This window comes from Syntrophaceae bacterium, from assembly GCA_013177795.1.
In the GTDB taxonomy this organism is placed as follows: Bacteria; Desulfobacterota; Syntrophia; order Syntrophales; family UBA2192; genus UBA2192.
In genome coordinates, this window is sequence record JABLXY010000002.1 from 912,690 (window position 1) to 928,901 (window position 16,212).

Genomic DNA, 16,212 nt, shown 5'->3' on the forward strand with positions numbered 1-16,212 from the left:
ATGTGCTTGGTCAGAGCTCCACGTCACAGCGCAGGCAGCGGGTCGACTCCTTCTTCGCGGCCTCTTTCGTGTACCCCAGCTCGACCTCCTGGAAGTTCGCCCTCCGGTACGAGGCCTCCAGCTCCGGCATGCGGGCCATCGGGCACTCCTCGGTGTCCTCGTCGATGACGAAGGGGATGTGGATCTCTTCCTCGGGCGGAGGCACCCAGGCGGGCTCGCCGTTTCTCTTCCGGATGGCGGCGTCGATGTCCTCGGCCGCCGCGTGCCCCGCGGCGATGGCCTTGATGACCGTGCTGGGCCCCGTGACGGCGTCGCCGCCGGCGAAGAACTTCGGGTTCGTCGTCCCGGTGCGGAAGCCGTTGACGGCCGTGTCGAAGCAGGACCACTTGTTCACCGACACGCCGCTGTCCTTCGGCACGAAGGAGAGGTCCGGCGTCTGGCCGATGGCGGCGATGACGGTGTCCACCGCCAGGGTGAACTCGGAGCCCTTGACGGGAACGGGCCGCTTGCGGCCGCTGGAATCGAAGTCGCCCAGCTTCTGCCTCTGGCACTCGATCCCGCTGACCTTTCCGCCGGTGCCGACGATGCGCAGGGGCGCGACGAGGTACTCGATCTTGATGCCCTCGTGCTCGGCCGCCACGATCTCCTCCTCGGCGGCGGGCATGTCCTCGCGCAGGCGCCGGTACAGGATCGTCACCTCGGCCCCCAGGCGCAGGGCCGTCCGTGCCGCGTCGATGGCGGAGTTGCCGCCGCCGATGACGGCCACCTTGGAGCCGAGCGATTTCCTCCCGCTCGTCCAGGCCGACTCGTCCATGTTGAAGTCGCGCAGGAACTCGACGCCGCCCCAAACGCCCTTGAGGTCCTCGCCCTCGACGCCCAAGCGCTGGCTCTTGTGGGCGCCGGGCGCGAGGTACACCATGTCGAAGTCCCGGTTGACGGCGTCCCAGGGCATCTCGCGCCCCACGCGGATGCCGCACTTGATCTCGACGCCGAGCTTGCGGATGTCGTCGATCTCCCTCTCGAGGATCTGCCTGGGCAGGCGGTACGGGGGGATGCCCCAGCTCAGCATGCCGCCGGGCGTGGGCAGCTCCTCGAAGACCGTGACGCGGTAGCCGCGCAGCGCCAGGTCCCTGGCGCAGGTGAGCCCCGCGGGCCCCGCGCCGATGACGGCGATCCGCTCCTTCCGGGTCAGCGGGACGGGCTTGACCTCGGGCCTCGGCGCGTTGTCGGTGATGTAGCGCTTCAGGAACTTGATGGAGACCGGCTCATCGAGGAGGCCCCTGCGGCACTTGGACATGCACTGGTGGTCGCAGACCCGGCCGCAGACCGACGGGAAGGGGTTGGTCTTGAGCATGACCTTGTAGGCGTCAGCCAGGCGGTCGTCCCGGATGAGGGCCGTGTAGGCCGGGATGTCCATGCCGATCGGGCAGGTGTGCTGGCAGGGCGACTTGAAGAGGGCCGAGCAGACGGCGGCGCGGCATTTCTTGTCGCGGATGTGCTCGACGTACTCGTCGCGGAAGTACCGGATCGTCGACAGCACCGGGTTCGGGGCGGTCTGCCCGAGGCCGCACAGGGAGGCGTCCTTGATGACGCTGGCCATCGACTCGAGCAGCTCGATGTCGCCCTCCTTGCCCTTTCCCTTGCAGATGTTGGTCAGGATCTCGAGCATCCGCTTCGTGCCCTCCCGGCAGGGGATGCACTTCCCGCAGGATTCGTCCTGACAGAAGTCCATGAAGAAGCGGGCCATGTCGACGGCGCACTTGTCCTCGTTCATGACGATGAGGCCGCCCGAGCCCATGATGGCCCCCAGCTCGGTGACCTTCTCGTAGTCGACGGGCGCGTTGAGGTGCTGCACGGGGATGCAGCCGCCGGAGGGGCCGCCCAGCTGGGCGGCCTTGAACTTCTTGCCGCCGGGGATGCCGCCGCCGATGTCGTAGACGATGGTCCCGAGGGTCGTGCCCATGGGGACTTCCACGAGGCCCACGTTGTTGACGTCGCCCGTCAGCGCGAAGACCTTCGTACCCTTGGACTTCTCGGTGCCCACGCTGGCGTACCACTCGCCCCCGCGCAGGATGATCTGGCCGATGTTGGCGAGCGTCTCGACGTTGTTCAGGACGCTGGGCTTGGCCCAGAGGCCCGCCACGGCGGGGAAGGGGGGCCGGGGCCGCGGCATGCCGCGCTTGCCCTCGATGGAGGTCATCAGCGCCGTCTCCTCGCCGCAGACGAAGGCGCCCGCGCCCTGGTAGATCTCGATGTCGAAGTCGAAGCCCGTGCCCAGGATGTCCTCACCCAGCAGGCCCATCTCGCGGGCCTGGCCGATGGCCACGTTGAGGCGGTGGATCGCCAGCGGGTACTCGGCGCGGCAGTAGATGTAGCCCTTCTTCGACCCGATCGCCTTGGCGGCGATCACCATGCCCTCGAGCACCGCGTGGGGGTCCGCCTCCAGCACGCTGCGGTCCATGAAGGCCCCCGGGTCGCCCTCGTCGGCGTTGCAGAGCACGTACTTCACGTCGCCGGGGGAGCGCTGGGCGAACTGCCACTTGAGCCCCGTGGGGAACCCGGCGCCGCCGCGCCCGCGCAGGCCCGACTTGAGGACTTCCTGGACGATCTGGTCCGGCGTCATCTCCGTGAGCGCCTTGGCCATCCCGGCGTAGCCGTCGCGGGCGATGTACTCCTCGATGTTCTCGGGGTCGATGAGGCCGCGGTTGCGCAGCACCCGGAGATCCTGCAGGGCGAAGAAGGGGATTTCCTGCATGGAGGGGATCCGGTCTTCCTTGCCCGGCTCCCGGTAGAAGAGCCGCTCGACGGGGCGCCCCTTGATGAAGTGCTCTTCCACGAGCACGGGGACGTCGGCCGGCTGGATGCCCATGTAGATGATGCCTTCGGGGTAGACGACCATGATGGGCCCCATGGCGCAGAAGCCGTTGCAGCCCGTCTCGACGACCTTGAGCTCCTCTGCAAGGCCCCGCTTGTTGATCTCCTCGATGAGGGCCTTCTTGACCGCGATGCTTCCGGAAGCGTGGCAGCCGGTGCCCCCGCAGACCAGCAGATGCGAACGAAACACTTTCATCGGATTTGCTCCTCCCCTCTCATTCTCGGCAGGGAATGGTGAATGCCTCTCTCCTAGCGGACGACCTCGGCCCCCTTGGCGAGCACGAAGGGCGTCTGGATCTCGCCCTCCATGACGTGGCGCTTGAACACCTGGCGCATCTTCTTTTCGTCCATCTTCTCGTACTTGATGGGCTCCCTGCCCAGGAGTTCGACGGTGACGAGGGGCTCGCGGCTGCAGAGTCCCATGCAGCCCGAGGTGGTCACGATGACGTCCGTCACGGCGCTCTCCTCGATCTCGCGCATCAGGGCGTTGAGCACCTCGCGGGCGCCCGAGGCGATGCCGCAGGTCCCCATGTGGACGGTCACCTTGGCCCGATGCCCGCCCTCGCGGAGGGCCGTCTGGGAATGGACCTTCTCCTTGATCTTCTTGAGATCCTCGATTTTCAGCTTCGTCATGGCGCAACCTCGTTTGGATGGCTCAGGGCTGCGGGCGAAGGGCTGAAAGGATATGGGCGGACAAGGGATTGTGCTTTCTTCCTCCGGCCTCGCGCCTTCCGCCTTCCGCCGTTTGCCCGTCATTTATTGGTAGTCGTCCAGCACCGACTTGAGCTTCTGGGTCTTGATCCGGCCGTGGACGTTCTCGTCGATCACGATGACCGGGGCGAGCCCGCAGGCCCCCAGACATCGGACCGTCTCGTAGGTGAACCGCCTGTCGGCCGTCGTCTCGCCCTCCTGGACGCTGTACTCCTTCACGATGCTCTCCGCGATGGCTTTTCCGCCGCGGACGTAGCAGGCCGTGCCCAGGCAGACGCGCACCGTGTGCCGGCCCCGGGGCTTCATCGTGAAGAAGGAATAGAACGTCACGACGCCGTAGACCTGCGCCAGCGGCAGATGCAGACCCTCGGCGATCCTCCGCTGAACCGGGACGGGGAGATAGTCGAGCACGACCTGGGCCTCCTCCAGCACCGGGATGAGGCCGCCGGGCTTCCCCTTGTACTTGGCGATGATCGCGTCGAGCTTCGCCACCTGCTCGGCGGTGAACTCACGGAGCAAATCGCTGTTGCCGTTCTTCATCGATGCTCTCCTCTCTCGGGAGGGTTTCATGCCGACGCCCCGATGTCCCGCAGCCCCTCCGCGATGTGCCCGCGGAGGAATCCCGTGACCTCGGGGTGGTCCAGCGGCACGTCCTCCAACGCTTGTTTGATGTCCCTCGTGTCCAGCAGGTAAACCCTGCCGTCCGTTTCATGCCTGTAGATGAAATCGCTCCCCGGGTTTCCCACGATGAGCGCGATCAGGGTCGACGCAATGTCGCCCAGGGGCTGCCGGTCGATGTGGGTCAGGCCGAAGGTGGCCTCGACGACCGTCCCCGTCCCCGGTTTCGATCGAAGGGTCAGGCGCCCGCCGGTCCTCTGCGCCGCCTCGGCGAGCATGGGCAGCCCGAGGCCCACGCGCCGGACCTTTTTCGTCGTGTAGAAGGGGTCGAGGGCCCGTTCGCGCTCCTCGCGGGTCATGCCCCTGCCGTTGTCCGTGATCCGCATCAGGAGGAGGTCCTTTGACCGGCTCTCGCGGACGAGGATGCGGACGAGCGTCGCGCCGGCGCGGATGGCGTTTTCGACGATGTCCAGGATGTGCAGCGCCAGCTCGAGCACTCTCTCACTCCAGGATGCACCGGCCGCCGCGCTTTCCGAAGGCCCGCTTCAGCTCCGCCAGCGTGGGTTCCTTCAGCATCGCGCGCGTAACCCCCGTCCCGATGTCCGTGATGATGTGGGCATCGGAGGACTCGATGAAGGCGAAGCGCGCAAGCTCGGGGTGACGGCGCCTCGCCTCGGCGATCCCCAGCCGGCGGGTCACCTCAAGGGCATCCAGGGGGAGCCCCTCGGGGATGAACCCGAGCTGCCCGAGGATGCCGAAGGCCTCGCGGTTGATGTGGGCCGCCACGGCGAGCCCGCCCGCGTCGTGGATGGCATCCACGATCCGCGCGAGCGGCAGTTCCGTGGCCCCCATGAGCAGCCTCTCGCTGAGCCCCTCCACCTCGTCGTGCTCGTTGACGATGGCCTGGCAGCCGAAGGCGTCCTCGTCGTTTTTCCCCGGCAGGTGCCGGTGGACGAGGTCCTGCAGGGGGCCCAGGTTTTCCAGCTTGTCAAAGAGCGCCAGGACGTGAACTTCCTCGCAGCTCGTGATCTCCATGCCCGGAAAGACGGTCAGCCCGGTGCCTTCGGCGCATTTGACGACGTACGGCGCGTTTTCGGATGCGTTGTGGTCGCAGACGGCGATGATGTCGAGACGGCGGGCCAGCGCCATCGATACGACGGCCCGGGGGTACATGTCGAGGTCGGCACAGGGTGAAAGACAGGTGTGAACGTGGAAATCACAGCGGAACTCCCTGATCATCGGCGGAACCCCTTAAGGGCTGCTGCCGCTCTCCCCCCTCCCGGTCGCGGCCGGTGCGGGCCGCTGACGGCAAGAACCCGAAAAAAAAAGGAACGGCCCCGCTCGGACCGTTCCTTTACTACAAATTCACGGCTTGATCAATTGATATATTCTGCCGACGATCTCGAAGGCCGGCAGCTCCGTCACCAGGATCGGGATCCCCTCCGCTTCGGCCTTTGCCTTCGTGTCGGGGGCGGGCTCGCTTCCCTGGATCAGGATGATGCCCGCAAGTTCCTTGAGGCTGGCCACGGCCACGATGTTCTGGTGCACCTGGCGCGTGATCCAGATGTCGCCCTCCTTGCTGTTGGCCATGACATCGCTGAGCAGATCCCCCACGTACCCGCCGCGGACCTCCCGCCCGAGTTTTTCCCCTGCGCAGCGAACCTCGAGGCCCAACTCGCGGACCAATGCGTCAAGCTGCATGAGCGTCCTCTCCTGCCGTCATCAAGGGCGCAACCCTTCGGCGTTTCCCCCCTCAGAGCGTGATCTGCGGCAGATCGGGGTGCAGAATCTTCTGGAAATTCATCACCGTCATCCGCACGTTGGTGCCCACGCCCAGCTCGGAGGTGATGATCAGGTGGTCGGAATATTTCTTCATGTTCGCCAGCCCCATGCCCGCGCCGAACCCCATCTCGCGCACGGCGGGCGATGCGGTGGAATAGCCTTCCTGCATGGCGAGCTCGATGTCCGGGATCCCGGGGCCTTCGTCCTTCGCCTCGATCTTCACCGCCTCGTCGGTGACGGACAGGGTGATGGTGCCGCGCTTGGCATAGGAGACGATGTTGATCTCCGACTCGTAGCAGATGATGGCGATCCGTCGCACGATGTCCGTCGAGACGCCCAAGTCCTTCAGGATGCCCTTGATCTGGCCGGACACGTTGCCCGCATTCTGGAAGCTTCCGCCCTCCACCTCGAAGGACTTCTCGAAATTCAGCGTCACCCCCATGTTCACGTCTCGCCGCCGACCTTCTCGATGCAGCCCTTGATCCCCCGCGCGTGCAGGCGGCCGGATGTCTCGAACAGGATGTACTTCGTCGAGAGGATGGGGATCTTGAGCTCCTCGGCGAGCTTGACGGTCTCCTCGGTCGGTTTCTTGCCGCGCACCATGATGATCGCGGTGATGTCCAGGATGTCCGCCGTCCGGACGACCTGGGGGTTCGTCAGCCCGGTGAGGAGCATGGCCTCGGGCTTGGCGAAGGCGAGCACGTCGCTCATCAGGTCTGCGGCAAACGCGGTCTTGACAGGCTTATCCAGCTGGTCGTTTCCGACGAGGACATCGGCCTCCAGGATCTCTTTCACGTCTTTCAGGGTCACAGCGTCCTCCTCTGCTTTCGCAAACCGGCATGCGTACCGCGGACGGCATGCAGGAGCCGATGCCCGTGACGGGCGGAACCGATGGAAAGGTCGTCAATCCTGACGGTTGGTAGCACATCGGCGCGCGCGAAGTCAACCAGGAAGATTGCCGCACTTCGAGGATGGTGTCCCCCGGCGGAAACGGCCTGCGGGACGGAACGGGGGAAAGGGGAACATTTCTCTTGACAGGGGAGAGGGCCGAGTGTATAAGTGACCACTAGTCAGTTAGTGACCGTCATTCATCACCGGTCCCGGCATGCGGACCGGCCGGGCGGCAGGGAGGGAGGCCTTGGGTTCCGAGCGAAGGAGAGAGAGGGAGAAGGAGCAGCGGCGCAGCTCCATCCTGCGGGCGGCGAGGAAGGAATTCTTCGAGAAGGGGTTCCGGGCCGTCACGGTGGACAGCATCGCCCGGCGCGCCGAGCTGAGCAAGGGGGCCATCTACCTCTACTTCAAGAGCAAGGAAGAGATCTACGCCCAGATTCTGCTCAGGGACATCGACAAGTTCCACGAGAGAGTCGCCACCCTTCTCGACACGTCGAGGAGCGCCGCGGAGAACCTGCGCAGCTTCGCCGAGGTCTACGCGGCGTTTTTCATCAGCGACCGGGAGCTGTTCCGGATCTTCATGAACTTCATGATCCAGCACAACCCCGTCAACTTCACGCCGAGCATCAACGATCAGATCGTCCGGTCGACCAACCAGACCGTCGCCATCATCGAGCAGATCCTGCAGATGGGCATCGAACGCGGGGAGTTCACCGGGTGCCGCGACGTCCGGGTCTGCCGCAACGCCCTCTGGGGGCTTCTCAACGGAATCATCGCGCTGCACCTCTTCACGGGCAGAGAGAACACGAGGGAAGAACGGGTCCGCGCCCAGGTCCGGGGCGGGCTCGAGGTATTCATTGCGGGGCTGTGCCCCGGTCAGAAACCATAGGCGGCGTCGAAAGGCGGAAGTTGGGAAGTCAGGAAGTTATGAAGCCCGGAGCACCGGGGACATAGGAACCCCGCAGGATTGTCCGTGTTTCGCAATTTTTCATCTTCCCAACGTCTTCTTTATCCGGGACCGTCTGCCGACGGGCTGCCGCGAACGACCTTTCAGAGGGGAGACGGATATGAGCAACATGCTGGTGAACACGCGGGATCAGAAGTTCGTGCTCTACGAGCAGATCGGGATCGAAAGGCTCTTCGAGACCGAGAAGTACGCAGAGTACAACCGGGAGACGGTGGACATGATGCTCAACGAGGCCGAGAAGCTGGCCGTCGAGGTCCTCCTGCCCACCTATGACAAGGGCGACAAGGAGGGCTGCAAGTTCGAGAAGGGCAGGGTCAAGGTGCCGGCCTGCTTCCACGACGCCTACAAGAAGTTCTGCGAGGGCGGGTGGCTCAACTGCATGCGCAGCGTCGAGTCCGGCGGGCAGGGGATGCCCAACTCCGTCGCGCAGGCCTGCTACGAGTTCTTCCAGGCCGCCAACTACCCCCTGATCATGTACCCGGGGCTCACCAACGGCGCGGCGGGCCTCATCGACCGCTTCGGCACGCCGGAGCAGAAGAAGAAGTACATGGAAAGGATGTACACGGGCGAGTGGGGGGGGACGATGTGCCTCACCGAGCCCGGCGCCGGGAGCGACGTGGGCTCCCTGAAGACCACGGCCAGGAGGCTGCCCGACGGGACCTACAGCATCCAGGGCACGAAGATCTTCATCTCCTCGGGCGACCACGACCTCACGGCCAACAACATCCACACGGTGCTCGCACGCATCGAGGGGGACCCCCCGGGGACGAGGGGCATCTCGATCTTCATCGTGCCCAAGTTCCGCGTGAAGGCCGACGGGAGCCTCGGGCCCTCCAACGACGTCACGACGGGCGGCATCGAGCACAAGATGGGCATCAAGGGCTCGGCGACGGCGATGCTGATCTTCGGCGAGGAGGGCAAGTGCGTGGGCGAGCTCCTCGGCAAGGAGCGCGACGGCATGAAGATCATGTTCCACCTCATGAACGAGGCGCGCCTCGAGGTCGGGCTCCAGGGGCTGGGCACCGCCACGGCGGCCTACGAGCACGCCGTCGAGTACGCCAAGCAGCGGCTCCAGGGCTCGGAGATCTTCGAGTTCAAGAACCCGGCGGCCCCCCAGGTCCCCATCATCCGCCACCCCGACGTCCGGCGCCAGCTGCTGTGGATGAAGGCGCACGTCGAGGGGTGCCGGGCGCTGCTGTACTACGCGAGCTTCTGCCAGGACATGATGGAGGCGGCCCCGACGAAGGAGGAAAGACAGCAGTGGGCGAGCCGCGCCGACCTCCTCATCCCCGTCTGCAAGGCCTACGTGACCAACCGCGCCCTCGATGTCTGCTCGATGGGCATCGACGTCTACGGCGGCTACGGCTACTGCTCGGAATACCCGATGGAGCAGTACATGCGGGACTGCAAGATCACCCAGATCTACGAGGGGACCAACGGCATCCAGGCCCTGGACCTCGTGGGCCGCAAGCTCGGCATGAAGAAGGGCATGCACCTGCTGGCCATCGCCAAGGAGATGGACGCCGCCATCGCGGGCCTTCGCGAGGAGTTCCCCGAGCTGTCCGCCTACGTCAACTACCTCGCCGAGGCCAAGAACGCGATGACGGACCTCACGATCCAGTTCTTCAAGCTCGGCAAGAGCGCGAGCTTCCTCGTCCCGATCCTCTACGCGAGCCCCTACCTGAACCTCTTCGGGGACGTGGCCGTGGGCTACCTGCTCATGCAGGCAGCCGGCATCGCCCAGAGAAGGCTCAACGCCATCTACGTTGAGGCGGGCGCCAAGAACTCCAAGGCCAAGCAGCGGGCGCTCGTGCACACGAACCCCGAGGTGGCCTTCTACCAGGGCAAGATCGCATCGGCGAAGTTCTTCGCCGTCAACGTCCTGACCTCCGTGCGGGGCAGGGCCGAGGGGATCAAGGCGGGCGACCGCACGCCCATCGAGATCGCCGACGAGAGCTTTGCGATGTGAGGCCGAAAGAAAAAGGCGAAAGGCGACAGGCAGGGAACCGTATCCTGCAGACAAGGAACATGTCGGGCATGGGGTTGAGGCGCAAGCATCGTGCATGGGGGATGCCCGTTTCACGGGCCTCCGCCGCTGACCCTCAGCCGTTTGCCTGATTTCGAATCCAGGAGGAGGAAACCATGTCGTTTCAGATCAAAAAGGCGGCCGTTTTAGGCGCGGGGGTGATGGGCGCGAACATCGCGGCCCAGCTGGCCAATGCGGGGATCGAGTGTTTGCTCCTCGACATCGTCCCCCCCGAGCTGACCGAGGCGGACAAGGCGAAGGGACTGACAAAGGACAGCCCGGCCTGGCGGAACAGCTTCGCCATGCGGGGGCTCGAGGGCGCAACGAAGGCCAAGCCGGCGAGTTTCTACACCAAGCGCAACGCCGCGCTGGTCACGCCCGGCAACTTCGAGGACCACCTCTCGTGGCTCGGGGGCGTGGACCTGGTCATCGAGGCCGTCATCGAGAACCTCAAGATCAAGCAGGACCTCTTCGCCAGGGTGGAGAAGGTCGTGAAGCCCCACTGCATCGTGGCCACGAACACCTCGGGCATCCGGATCGGCGAGATCTCGGCCAATCTCGGCAAGGGGCTCAAGGAGCGGTTCCTGGGGATCCACTTCTTCAACCCGCCGCGGTACATGAAGCTCGTCGAGGTCATCCCCGGCGAGGAGACGAAGAGGGAGGTCGTCGAGTACGTGACCCGCTTCTGCGAGGACGTGCTCGGAAAGGGCGTCGTCGTCTGCAAGGACGTCCCGAACTTCATCGCCAACCGCATCGGCGTCTACGACATGGCCAACGCCATGAACCTCATGCTCGCCAAGGGCATGAGGATCGAGGACATCGACGCCATCATCAGCGCCCCCCTGGGGCGGCCCCGCTCGGCCATCTTCGGGACGATCGACCTCGTGGGCCTCGACACGGCGTACCACGTCATGACGAACCTCTACGAGGCCCTGCCCAAGGACGAGAGCCGCGACCTCTTCATCCCGCCCGACTTCGTCAAGGCCATGATCCAGAAGAAGTGGCTCGGCAACAAGACCAAGGGGGGGTTCTACAAGAAGTCCAAGGACGCCAAGGGCAAGAAGGTCAAGCTCGCCATCGACGTCAAGACCCTGGAGTACGTGCCCGCCGACAAGCCCAAGTTCGAGTCCATCGATGCGGCCAAGAAGTCCGAGGCCCCCGTCGAGAAGACCGTGAGGATGGTCTTCAACGGCAAGGACGCCGCGGCGGAGCTCGTCCGCGAGTACCTCTGCAACAACTTCATCTACGCCGCCAACCGCATCCCCGAGATCGCCGACACGATCGTCGAGATCGACAACGCCATGAAGTGGGGCTACAACCACGCGCTCGGGCCCTTCGAGACCTGGGACGCCGTCGGCGTCAAGGAGGCCGTCGAGGTCATGAAGCAGCTGGGCAAGAAGGTGCCCAAGAAGGTCGAGGACATGCTCAAGGGAGGGTTCCCGTCCTTCTACACGACCAAGGAAGACGGCACCTACTACTACGACTTCGCGAAGAAAGACTACGTGAAGCTCCCCGAGAACCCCAAGATCATCGTCCTGCCGGCCCTCAAGGAGCGCAAGAAGGTCATCCGCCAGAACGCGGGTGCCAGCCTCATCGACATGGGCGACGGCGTGGCCTGCCTGGAGTTCCACACCAAGATGAACGCCATCGACGAGGACATCATCAACATGCTCTTCCTGGCCTGCGACATCGTGGAGAAGGACTTCACGGGCCTCGTCATCGGCAACCAGGCCCCCAACTTCTCCGTGGGCGCCAACATCTTCAAGGTGCTCGTCGCCATCCAGAAGGGCGACTGGGACATCCTCGAGAAGATGATCAACGACTTCCAGCAGGCCAACATGCGCCTGAAGTTCTGTGAGAAGCCCGTCGTGACGGCACCGGCCGGCATGACCCTGGGCGGCGGCTGCGAGATCGCCATGCACGGGGCCCGGTGCCAGCCCGCGGCCGAGACCTACATCGGGCTCGTCGAAGTGGGTGCGGGCGTCATCCCCGCCGGCGGCGGCACCAAGGAGCTCATGGTGCGCGTCACCGAGGGCATCCCCGTGGGGGTGGTCGAGCAGGGCCTCAACCTCCAGGGCTACTACGCGAAGGTCTTCGAGAACATCGGCATGGCCAAGGTGGCCACGAGCGCCGAGGAGGCCAAGGAACTCGGCTACGTCCGCAAAACCGACGGGATCAGCATCAACCGCGACCAGCAGCTCAACGACGCCAAGCAGGTGGTCCTGGGGCTTTCGAAGTTCTACAGGCCGCCCAAGCCGGCGCTCATCCCCGTCATGGGCGAGAACTTCCGCGGCATCTGCGAGGCCGTCCTCTACAACATGCGGCACGGCAACTACATCAGCGACTACGACCTCCACATCGCCCGCAAGCTGGGCCACATCCTCTCCGGCGGCGACTGCCCCGAGGGGACGTACGTGACGGAGCAGGAGATCCTGGACCTCGAGCGCGAGGCCTTCCTGAGCCTTTGCGGCGAGCAGAAGACGCAGGACCGGATCATGTCGCTGCTGTCCACCGGGAAGCCGCTGCGTAACTAATTTCCTTATATCCTCCTCCCCTGGCGGGAGGAGGCAGGAGGAGGGGGAACCCCCCTCACCTCGATCCTCTCCCGCGGAGGGGAGAGGAGGGCTGAGATGAGAGAACAAGAAACCGTCTCTTCAACAAAGGGAGGATATCGATCATGAGAGAAGCCGTTATCGTTGCAGCGGTCAGGAGCCCGGGCGGGCGATACCGAAGAGGGGGCCTGGCGGCCACCCGGGCCGATGAGTTCGGCCTGCAGGTCGTGAAGGGGCTGCTGGCGAAGGTCCCGCAGCTCGACCCGAAGGACGTGGACGACCTCATCGTCGGCTGCGCCTTCCCGGAGGCCGAGACGGGGATGAACCTCGGCCGCGTCCTCACCCTGGGCGCAGGCCTGCCCATCGAGGCCTCGGGCATGACGATCAACCGGTTCTGCTCGTCGGGCCTGCAGTCCATCGCCGACGCGACGGCGAAGATCCGGGCGGGCTGGTCCGACGTCATCATCGCCGGGGGCGTCGAGACCATGTCGCACATCCCCATGGGCGGGAGCCAGTTCCGGCCGCACCCGGACTGGGGAAACCGGCCCAACACCTACGTTTCCATGGGCATCACGGCGGAGAACGTCGCCGCCAAGTACAACGTCTCCCGCGAGGACCAGGACAAGATGGGCGTCGAGAGCAACCGCCGGGCCGCCGAGGCCCTCAAGGCGGGCAAGTTCAAGGACGAGACGATTCCCATCAAGGCCTGGCGGTACAAGAAGGACGCAAGCGGCAAGCGGATCCGCGAAGAGGTCACCTTCACCGAGGACGACGGCGTGCGGTGGCCCACGACGCTCGAGGACCTGGGCAGGCTCAAGCCCGCCTTCAAGGCGGGGGGCTCGGTCACGGCGGGCAACTCCTCGCAGATGACGGACGGGGCCGCCTTCGCGCTGCTCATGACGGAGGAAAAGGCCAAGGCCCTGGGCCTCAAGCCCCTGGCGAAGATGACCTACTATGCCGTGGCGGGATGCGCGCCGGAGGAGATGGGCATCGGCCCGGCCGTGGCCATCCCGAAGGTCCTGAAGCTGGCGGGCCTCAAGATGGACGACATCGATCTGTTCGAGATCAACGAGGCCTTCGCCGCGCAGGCCATCGCGTCCTGCCGGACCCTCGGGATCGAGGAGCGCTACTGGAAGGGGGACATCAACCCCAACGGCGGCGCCATCGCCCTGGGCCACCCCCTGGGGGCCACGGGGGCCAAGCTCACGGCGCAGATCCTCCATGAGGCCAAGCGCCGGAAGGCCAAGCGCTGCATGGTCTCGATGTGCATCGGCGGCGGCATGGGCGCGGCGGGGATATACGAGATGCTGTAAAAACAGTTCGTTGGTTCGTTAGTTCGATTGGTTCAATGAGTTCAGGAGAAAAATGAAGGGCGCCGCGGTTCGAGAGAGCCGCGGCGTTTTTTTCTTCTTTCAGCCCGCGCGAAAAGACGCTATAGAGAGAAGCGTGTCGGCCGTCGACTGCAGGCTGTCGGCTCGGTGCCGTGCCGATGCCCGGGACCCATTCCCCAATTTCCAAACCCCAAGGAGGAGGCAGAGATGACGGGACAGAGTTACGCGGAAGCGGCGGAATTCATCCGGAACAACGTCAGGTTGAGGACCTTGCCCGTGGCCGTGAAGTTCCTGAAGGACAAGTCCTTCCCGGAAAAGACCAGGCAGCCCTCCGTGGCGCTGGGGAAGAGGGTCGCCGTCTGCCAGGCCGTGAGCATGGCCCGGCTCTATGGCTGGACGGTGGGCCTTGCGAAGGAGGACCTGATCTGCGTGCCCGCGGGCATCGCCTTCGGCCTCACGAATGCCGACGACACGGCGGCCGCCATCGGCAGGCTCTTCTGCGGGGGGGCGTACGCCAGGACGGAGGAGACGGGGACCCGGGAGGGCATGTCCATCTGCCGGCTCGGGAAGGACGAGTACGCGGCGCTGCTCATCGCCCCGCTCGCCCGGGCATCCTTCGATCCGGACGTCGTCGTGCTCTACGGCAATCCCGCGCAGGTGATGCGTTTCGTCCAGGCCTGGAGCTGGCAGGAGGGGGAGCGCATCGCCGGGAACTTCGGCGGGAAGATCGAATGCGCCGAGTACCTGATCGCGCCGTTCAGGGAACAGAAGCCCCGCGTGGCCGTGCCCGGCATGGGCGACCGCGTGTTCTCGATCACCCAGGACGACGAGATGGTCTTCGCGCTGCCCGCCAAGGGGCTCGCGCAGCTCGTGACGGGGCTGCAGGAGGCGGGCAAGAAGGTGGGCGCGGGGTATCCCGTGACGTTCTTCCTGAACTTCCAGCCCGAGTTCCCCCCGCATTTCAAGACGCTGGGGAAGGAGCTGGGTTTGCTGTAGGGTTACGTGCTGCGAGTCAGGCGGAAGAGATGCGAATTCGCTTTGCACGCTTGGCCGAGGGCGACCGGGAGGCCGTCATCGACATCTTCAACCACTACATCGAGAACAGCTTTGCGGCCTACCCCGAGGAGGCGGTGCCGTACGCCTTCTTCGACCGCTTCCTCGAGCTGACGGAGGGGTACCCGGCCTTCACCGCGAGGGACGAGGAACGCGGCGGCCGGGTCGTCGGGTTCGCCTTCCTCCGCCCGGTTCACCCGCTCCCCGCGTTTCGGCGTGCGGCGGAGATCAGCGCGTTCATCGACCCGGCCTACACGGGCAGAGGGATCGGAACGGGGTTGCTCGAGCGGGTCATCGCCGGGGCGAGGCGCAAGGGGGTCGACACCGTCCTGGCCAACGTCTCCTCGCTCAACGAGGCAAGCCTGCGCTTTCACGAGCGTCACGGGTTCGTGGAGTGCGGGCGGTTCCGGCGCGTCGCGGAGAAGAAGGGGCGTGACCTCGACGCGGTGTGGATGCAGCTGATCCTGTGAGCACAGGGACGACGGGTTTGCCCGTCGAAAAGAGGGGTGGAATGAAAATCGGGTACGTGCAGTTCAACCCGGCCTTCGGCCAGGTGGACAGGAATCTCGACAAGGCCGAGGCGCTCATCGAAGGCGCGCAGGCGGACCTGCTGGTGCTGCCGGAGCTCTTCAACACGGGCTACCTCATCACCTCGAAGGAGGAGATCGCCGCCCTGGCCGAGGAGGCGCCCGGCGGGAAAACGACGCAGCGGCTCGCCGCCCTCGCGCGGCGCAACAACGTCCATCTCGTCGCGGGCATGGCCGAGCGCAGCGGCGACAGGATCTTCAACGCGGCGATCCTCGTCTCGCCGACGGGCTTCGTGGCGAGTTACCGGAAGGTCCACCTCTTTTTCGAGGAGAAGCTCTGGTTCGACCCCGGCGACGGCGGCTTCGAGGTCTACGACATCGGGCCGTGCCGGGTGGGGATCATGGTCTGCTTCGACTGGTTTTTCCCCGAGTCCATGCGGACCCTCGCCCTGAAGGGGGCCCAGGTCGTCTGCCACCCCGCGAACCTCGTTCTCCCCTACTGCCAGACGGCCATGGTCACCCGCTGCCTCGAGAACCGGGTCTTTGCCGTGACGGCGAACCGGACGGGGACGGAGAGCCGGGGGGGCAAGAGCCTGCACTACACGGGAAGGAGCCAGATCACGGACCGGCTGGGCGAGATCCTGTCCCGGGCCGGTGAGGACGAGGAGTGCGTGGGGGTCATCGACGTCGACCCCGCAGGGGCGCTCGACAAGCAGCTCAACCCCCACAACAACCTGTTCGGCGACCGCAGGCCCACCTTCTATAGGGATATCTGCGGAGTGCCTCCAGCCGTCGAGGGAACAAAGACGAGGCGGGATTGACTATGAAGTTAGGAAGCGAGGAAGTTATGAAGCTAGGATCACGGGAGGGGAAGACATCG

Annotated in this window: 15 protein-coding genes; 7 read left to right on the forward strand and 8 right to left on the reverse strand. The window is 65.3% G+C overall.

Annotation, left to right across the window (positions count from 1 at the left end; genetic code table 11):
* Positions 1 to 10: 10 nt before the first annotated feature.
* The 8 genes from nuoF to HPY67_09325 all read right to left on the reverse strand — a co-directional run bounded on the left by nuoF (position 11) and on the right by HPY67_09325 (position 6,795).
* Positions 11 to 3,070 carry an NADH-quinone oxidoreductase subunit NuoF gene (gene nuoF, locus HPY67_09290; protein ID NPV04912.1) on the reverse strand — a complete coding sequence of 1,020 codons (3,060 nt, stop codon included), beginning with the start codon at positions 3,068 to 3,070 and terminating at the stop codon, positions 11 to 13.
* Between the two features lie 53 nt (positions 3,071 to 3,123).
* Entirely contained in the window at positions 3,124 to 3,507 is a 384-nt protein-coding gene (locus tag HPY67_09295; protein ID NPV04913.1) for a (2Fe-2S) ferredoxin domain-containing protein, read from the reverse strand.
* A 123-nt stretch (positions 3,508 to 3,630) separates the two neighbouring features.
* Positions 3,631 to 4,125 carry an NAD(P)H-dependent oxidoreductase subunit E gene (locus tag HPY67_09300; GenBank protein NPV04914.1) on the reverse strand — a complete coding sequence of 165 codons (495 nt, stop codon included), beginning with the start codon at positions 4,123 to 4,125 and terminating at the stop codon, positions 3,631 to 3,633.
* A gap of 26 nt (positions 4,126 to 4,151) precedes the next feature.
* Complete coding sequence (locus HPY67_09305) at positions 4,152 to 4,700, reverse strand: ATP-binding protein (GenBank protein NPV04915.1); 549 nt, start codon at positions 4,698 to 4,700, stop codon at positions 4,152 to 4,154.
* A 4-nt stretch (positions 4,701 to 4,704) separates the two neighbouring features.
* Entirely contained in the window at positions 4,705 to 5,442 is a 738-nt protein-coding gene (locus tag HPY67_09310) for a PHP domain-containing protein (GenBank protein ID NPV04916.1), read from the reverse strand.
* Between the two features lie 126 nt (positions 5,443 to 5,568).
* Positions 5,569 to 5,904: a serine kinase gene (locus HPY67_09315; protein NPV04917.1), complete on the reverse strand. Its 336-nt coding sequence runs from the start codon at positions 5,902 to 5,904 to the stop codon at positions 5,569 to 5,571.
* Between the two features lie 52 nt (positions 5,905 to 5,956).
* A complete protein-coding gene (locus tag HPY67_09320; protein ID NPV04918.1) occupies positions 5,957 to 6,427 on the reverse strand; it encodes an anti-sigma regulatory factor in 471 nt (156 codons plus the stop codon).
* Positions 6,428 to 6,429: 2 nt separating this feature from the next.
* Positions 6,430 to 6,795 carry a hypothetical protein gene (locus HPY67_09325; protein ID NPV04919.1) on the reverse strand — a complete coding sequence of 122 codons (366 nt, stop codon included), beginning with the start codon at positions 6,793 to 6,795 and terminating at the stop codon, positions 6,430 to 6,432.
* Positions 6,796 to 7,123: 328 nt separating this feature from the next.
* Between HPY67_09325 and HPY67_09330 the strand changes: the two genes are divergently transcribed.
* The 7 genes from HPY67_09330 to HPY67_09360 all read left to right on the forward strand — a co-directional run bounded on the left by HPY67_09330 (position 7,124) and on the right by HPY67_09360 (position 16,153).
* On the forward strand, positions 7,124 to 7,765 hold the full coding sequence (locus tag HPY67_09330; protein ID NPV04920.1) for a TetR/AcrR family transcriptional regulator: 642 nt from the start codon (positions 7,124 to 7,126) through the stop codon (positions 7,763 to 7,765).
* A gap of 178 nt (positions 7,766 to 7,943) precedes the next feature.
* Positions 7,944 to 9,812 (forward strand): acyl-CoA dehydrogenase, encoded by a 1,869-nt coding sequence (locus tag HPY67_09335; GenBank protein NPV04921.1) that lies wholly within the window; start codon positions 7,944 to 7,946, stop codon positions 9,810 to 9,812.
* A gap of 173 nt (positions 9,813 to 9,985) precedes the next feature.
* Positions 9,986 to 12,403, forward strand: coding sequence for a 3-hydroxyacyl-CoA dehydrogenase (locus tag HPY67_09340; GenBank protein ID NPV04922.1), 2,418 nt, complete (start codon positions 9,986 to 9,988; stop codon positions 12,401 to 12,403).
* Between the two features lie 143 nt (positions 12,404 to 12,546).
* Positions 12,547 to 13,734, forward strand: a complete 1,188-nt coding sequence (locus HPY67_09345; protein NPV04923.1) for a thiolase family protein — start codon at positions 12,547 to 12,549, stop codon at positions 13,732 to 13,734.
* 225 nt (positions 13,735 to 13,959) lie between these two features.
* On the forward strand, positions 13,960 to 14,748 hold the full coding sequence (locus HPY67_09350; protein NPV04924.1) for a DUF169 domain-containing protein: 789 nt from the start codon (positions 13,960 to 13,962) through the stop codon (positions 14,746 to 14,748).
* Positions 14,749 to 14,777: 29 nt separating this feature from the next.
* Positions 14,778 to 15,275: an N-acetyltransferase gene (locus HPY67_09355; protein ID NPV04925.1), complete on the forward strand. Its 498-nt coding sequence runs from the start codon at positions 14,778 to 14,780 to the stop codon at positions 15,273 to 15,275.
* A 41-nt stretch (positions 15,276 to 15,316) separates the two neighbouring features.
* Entirely contained in the window at positions 15,317 to 16,153 is an 837-nt protein-coding gene (locus HPY67_09360) for an acyltransferase (GenBank protein NPV04926.1), read from the forward strand.
* Positions 16,154 to 16,212: the final 59 nt, after the last annotated feature.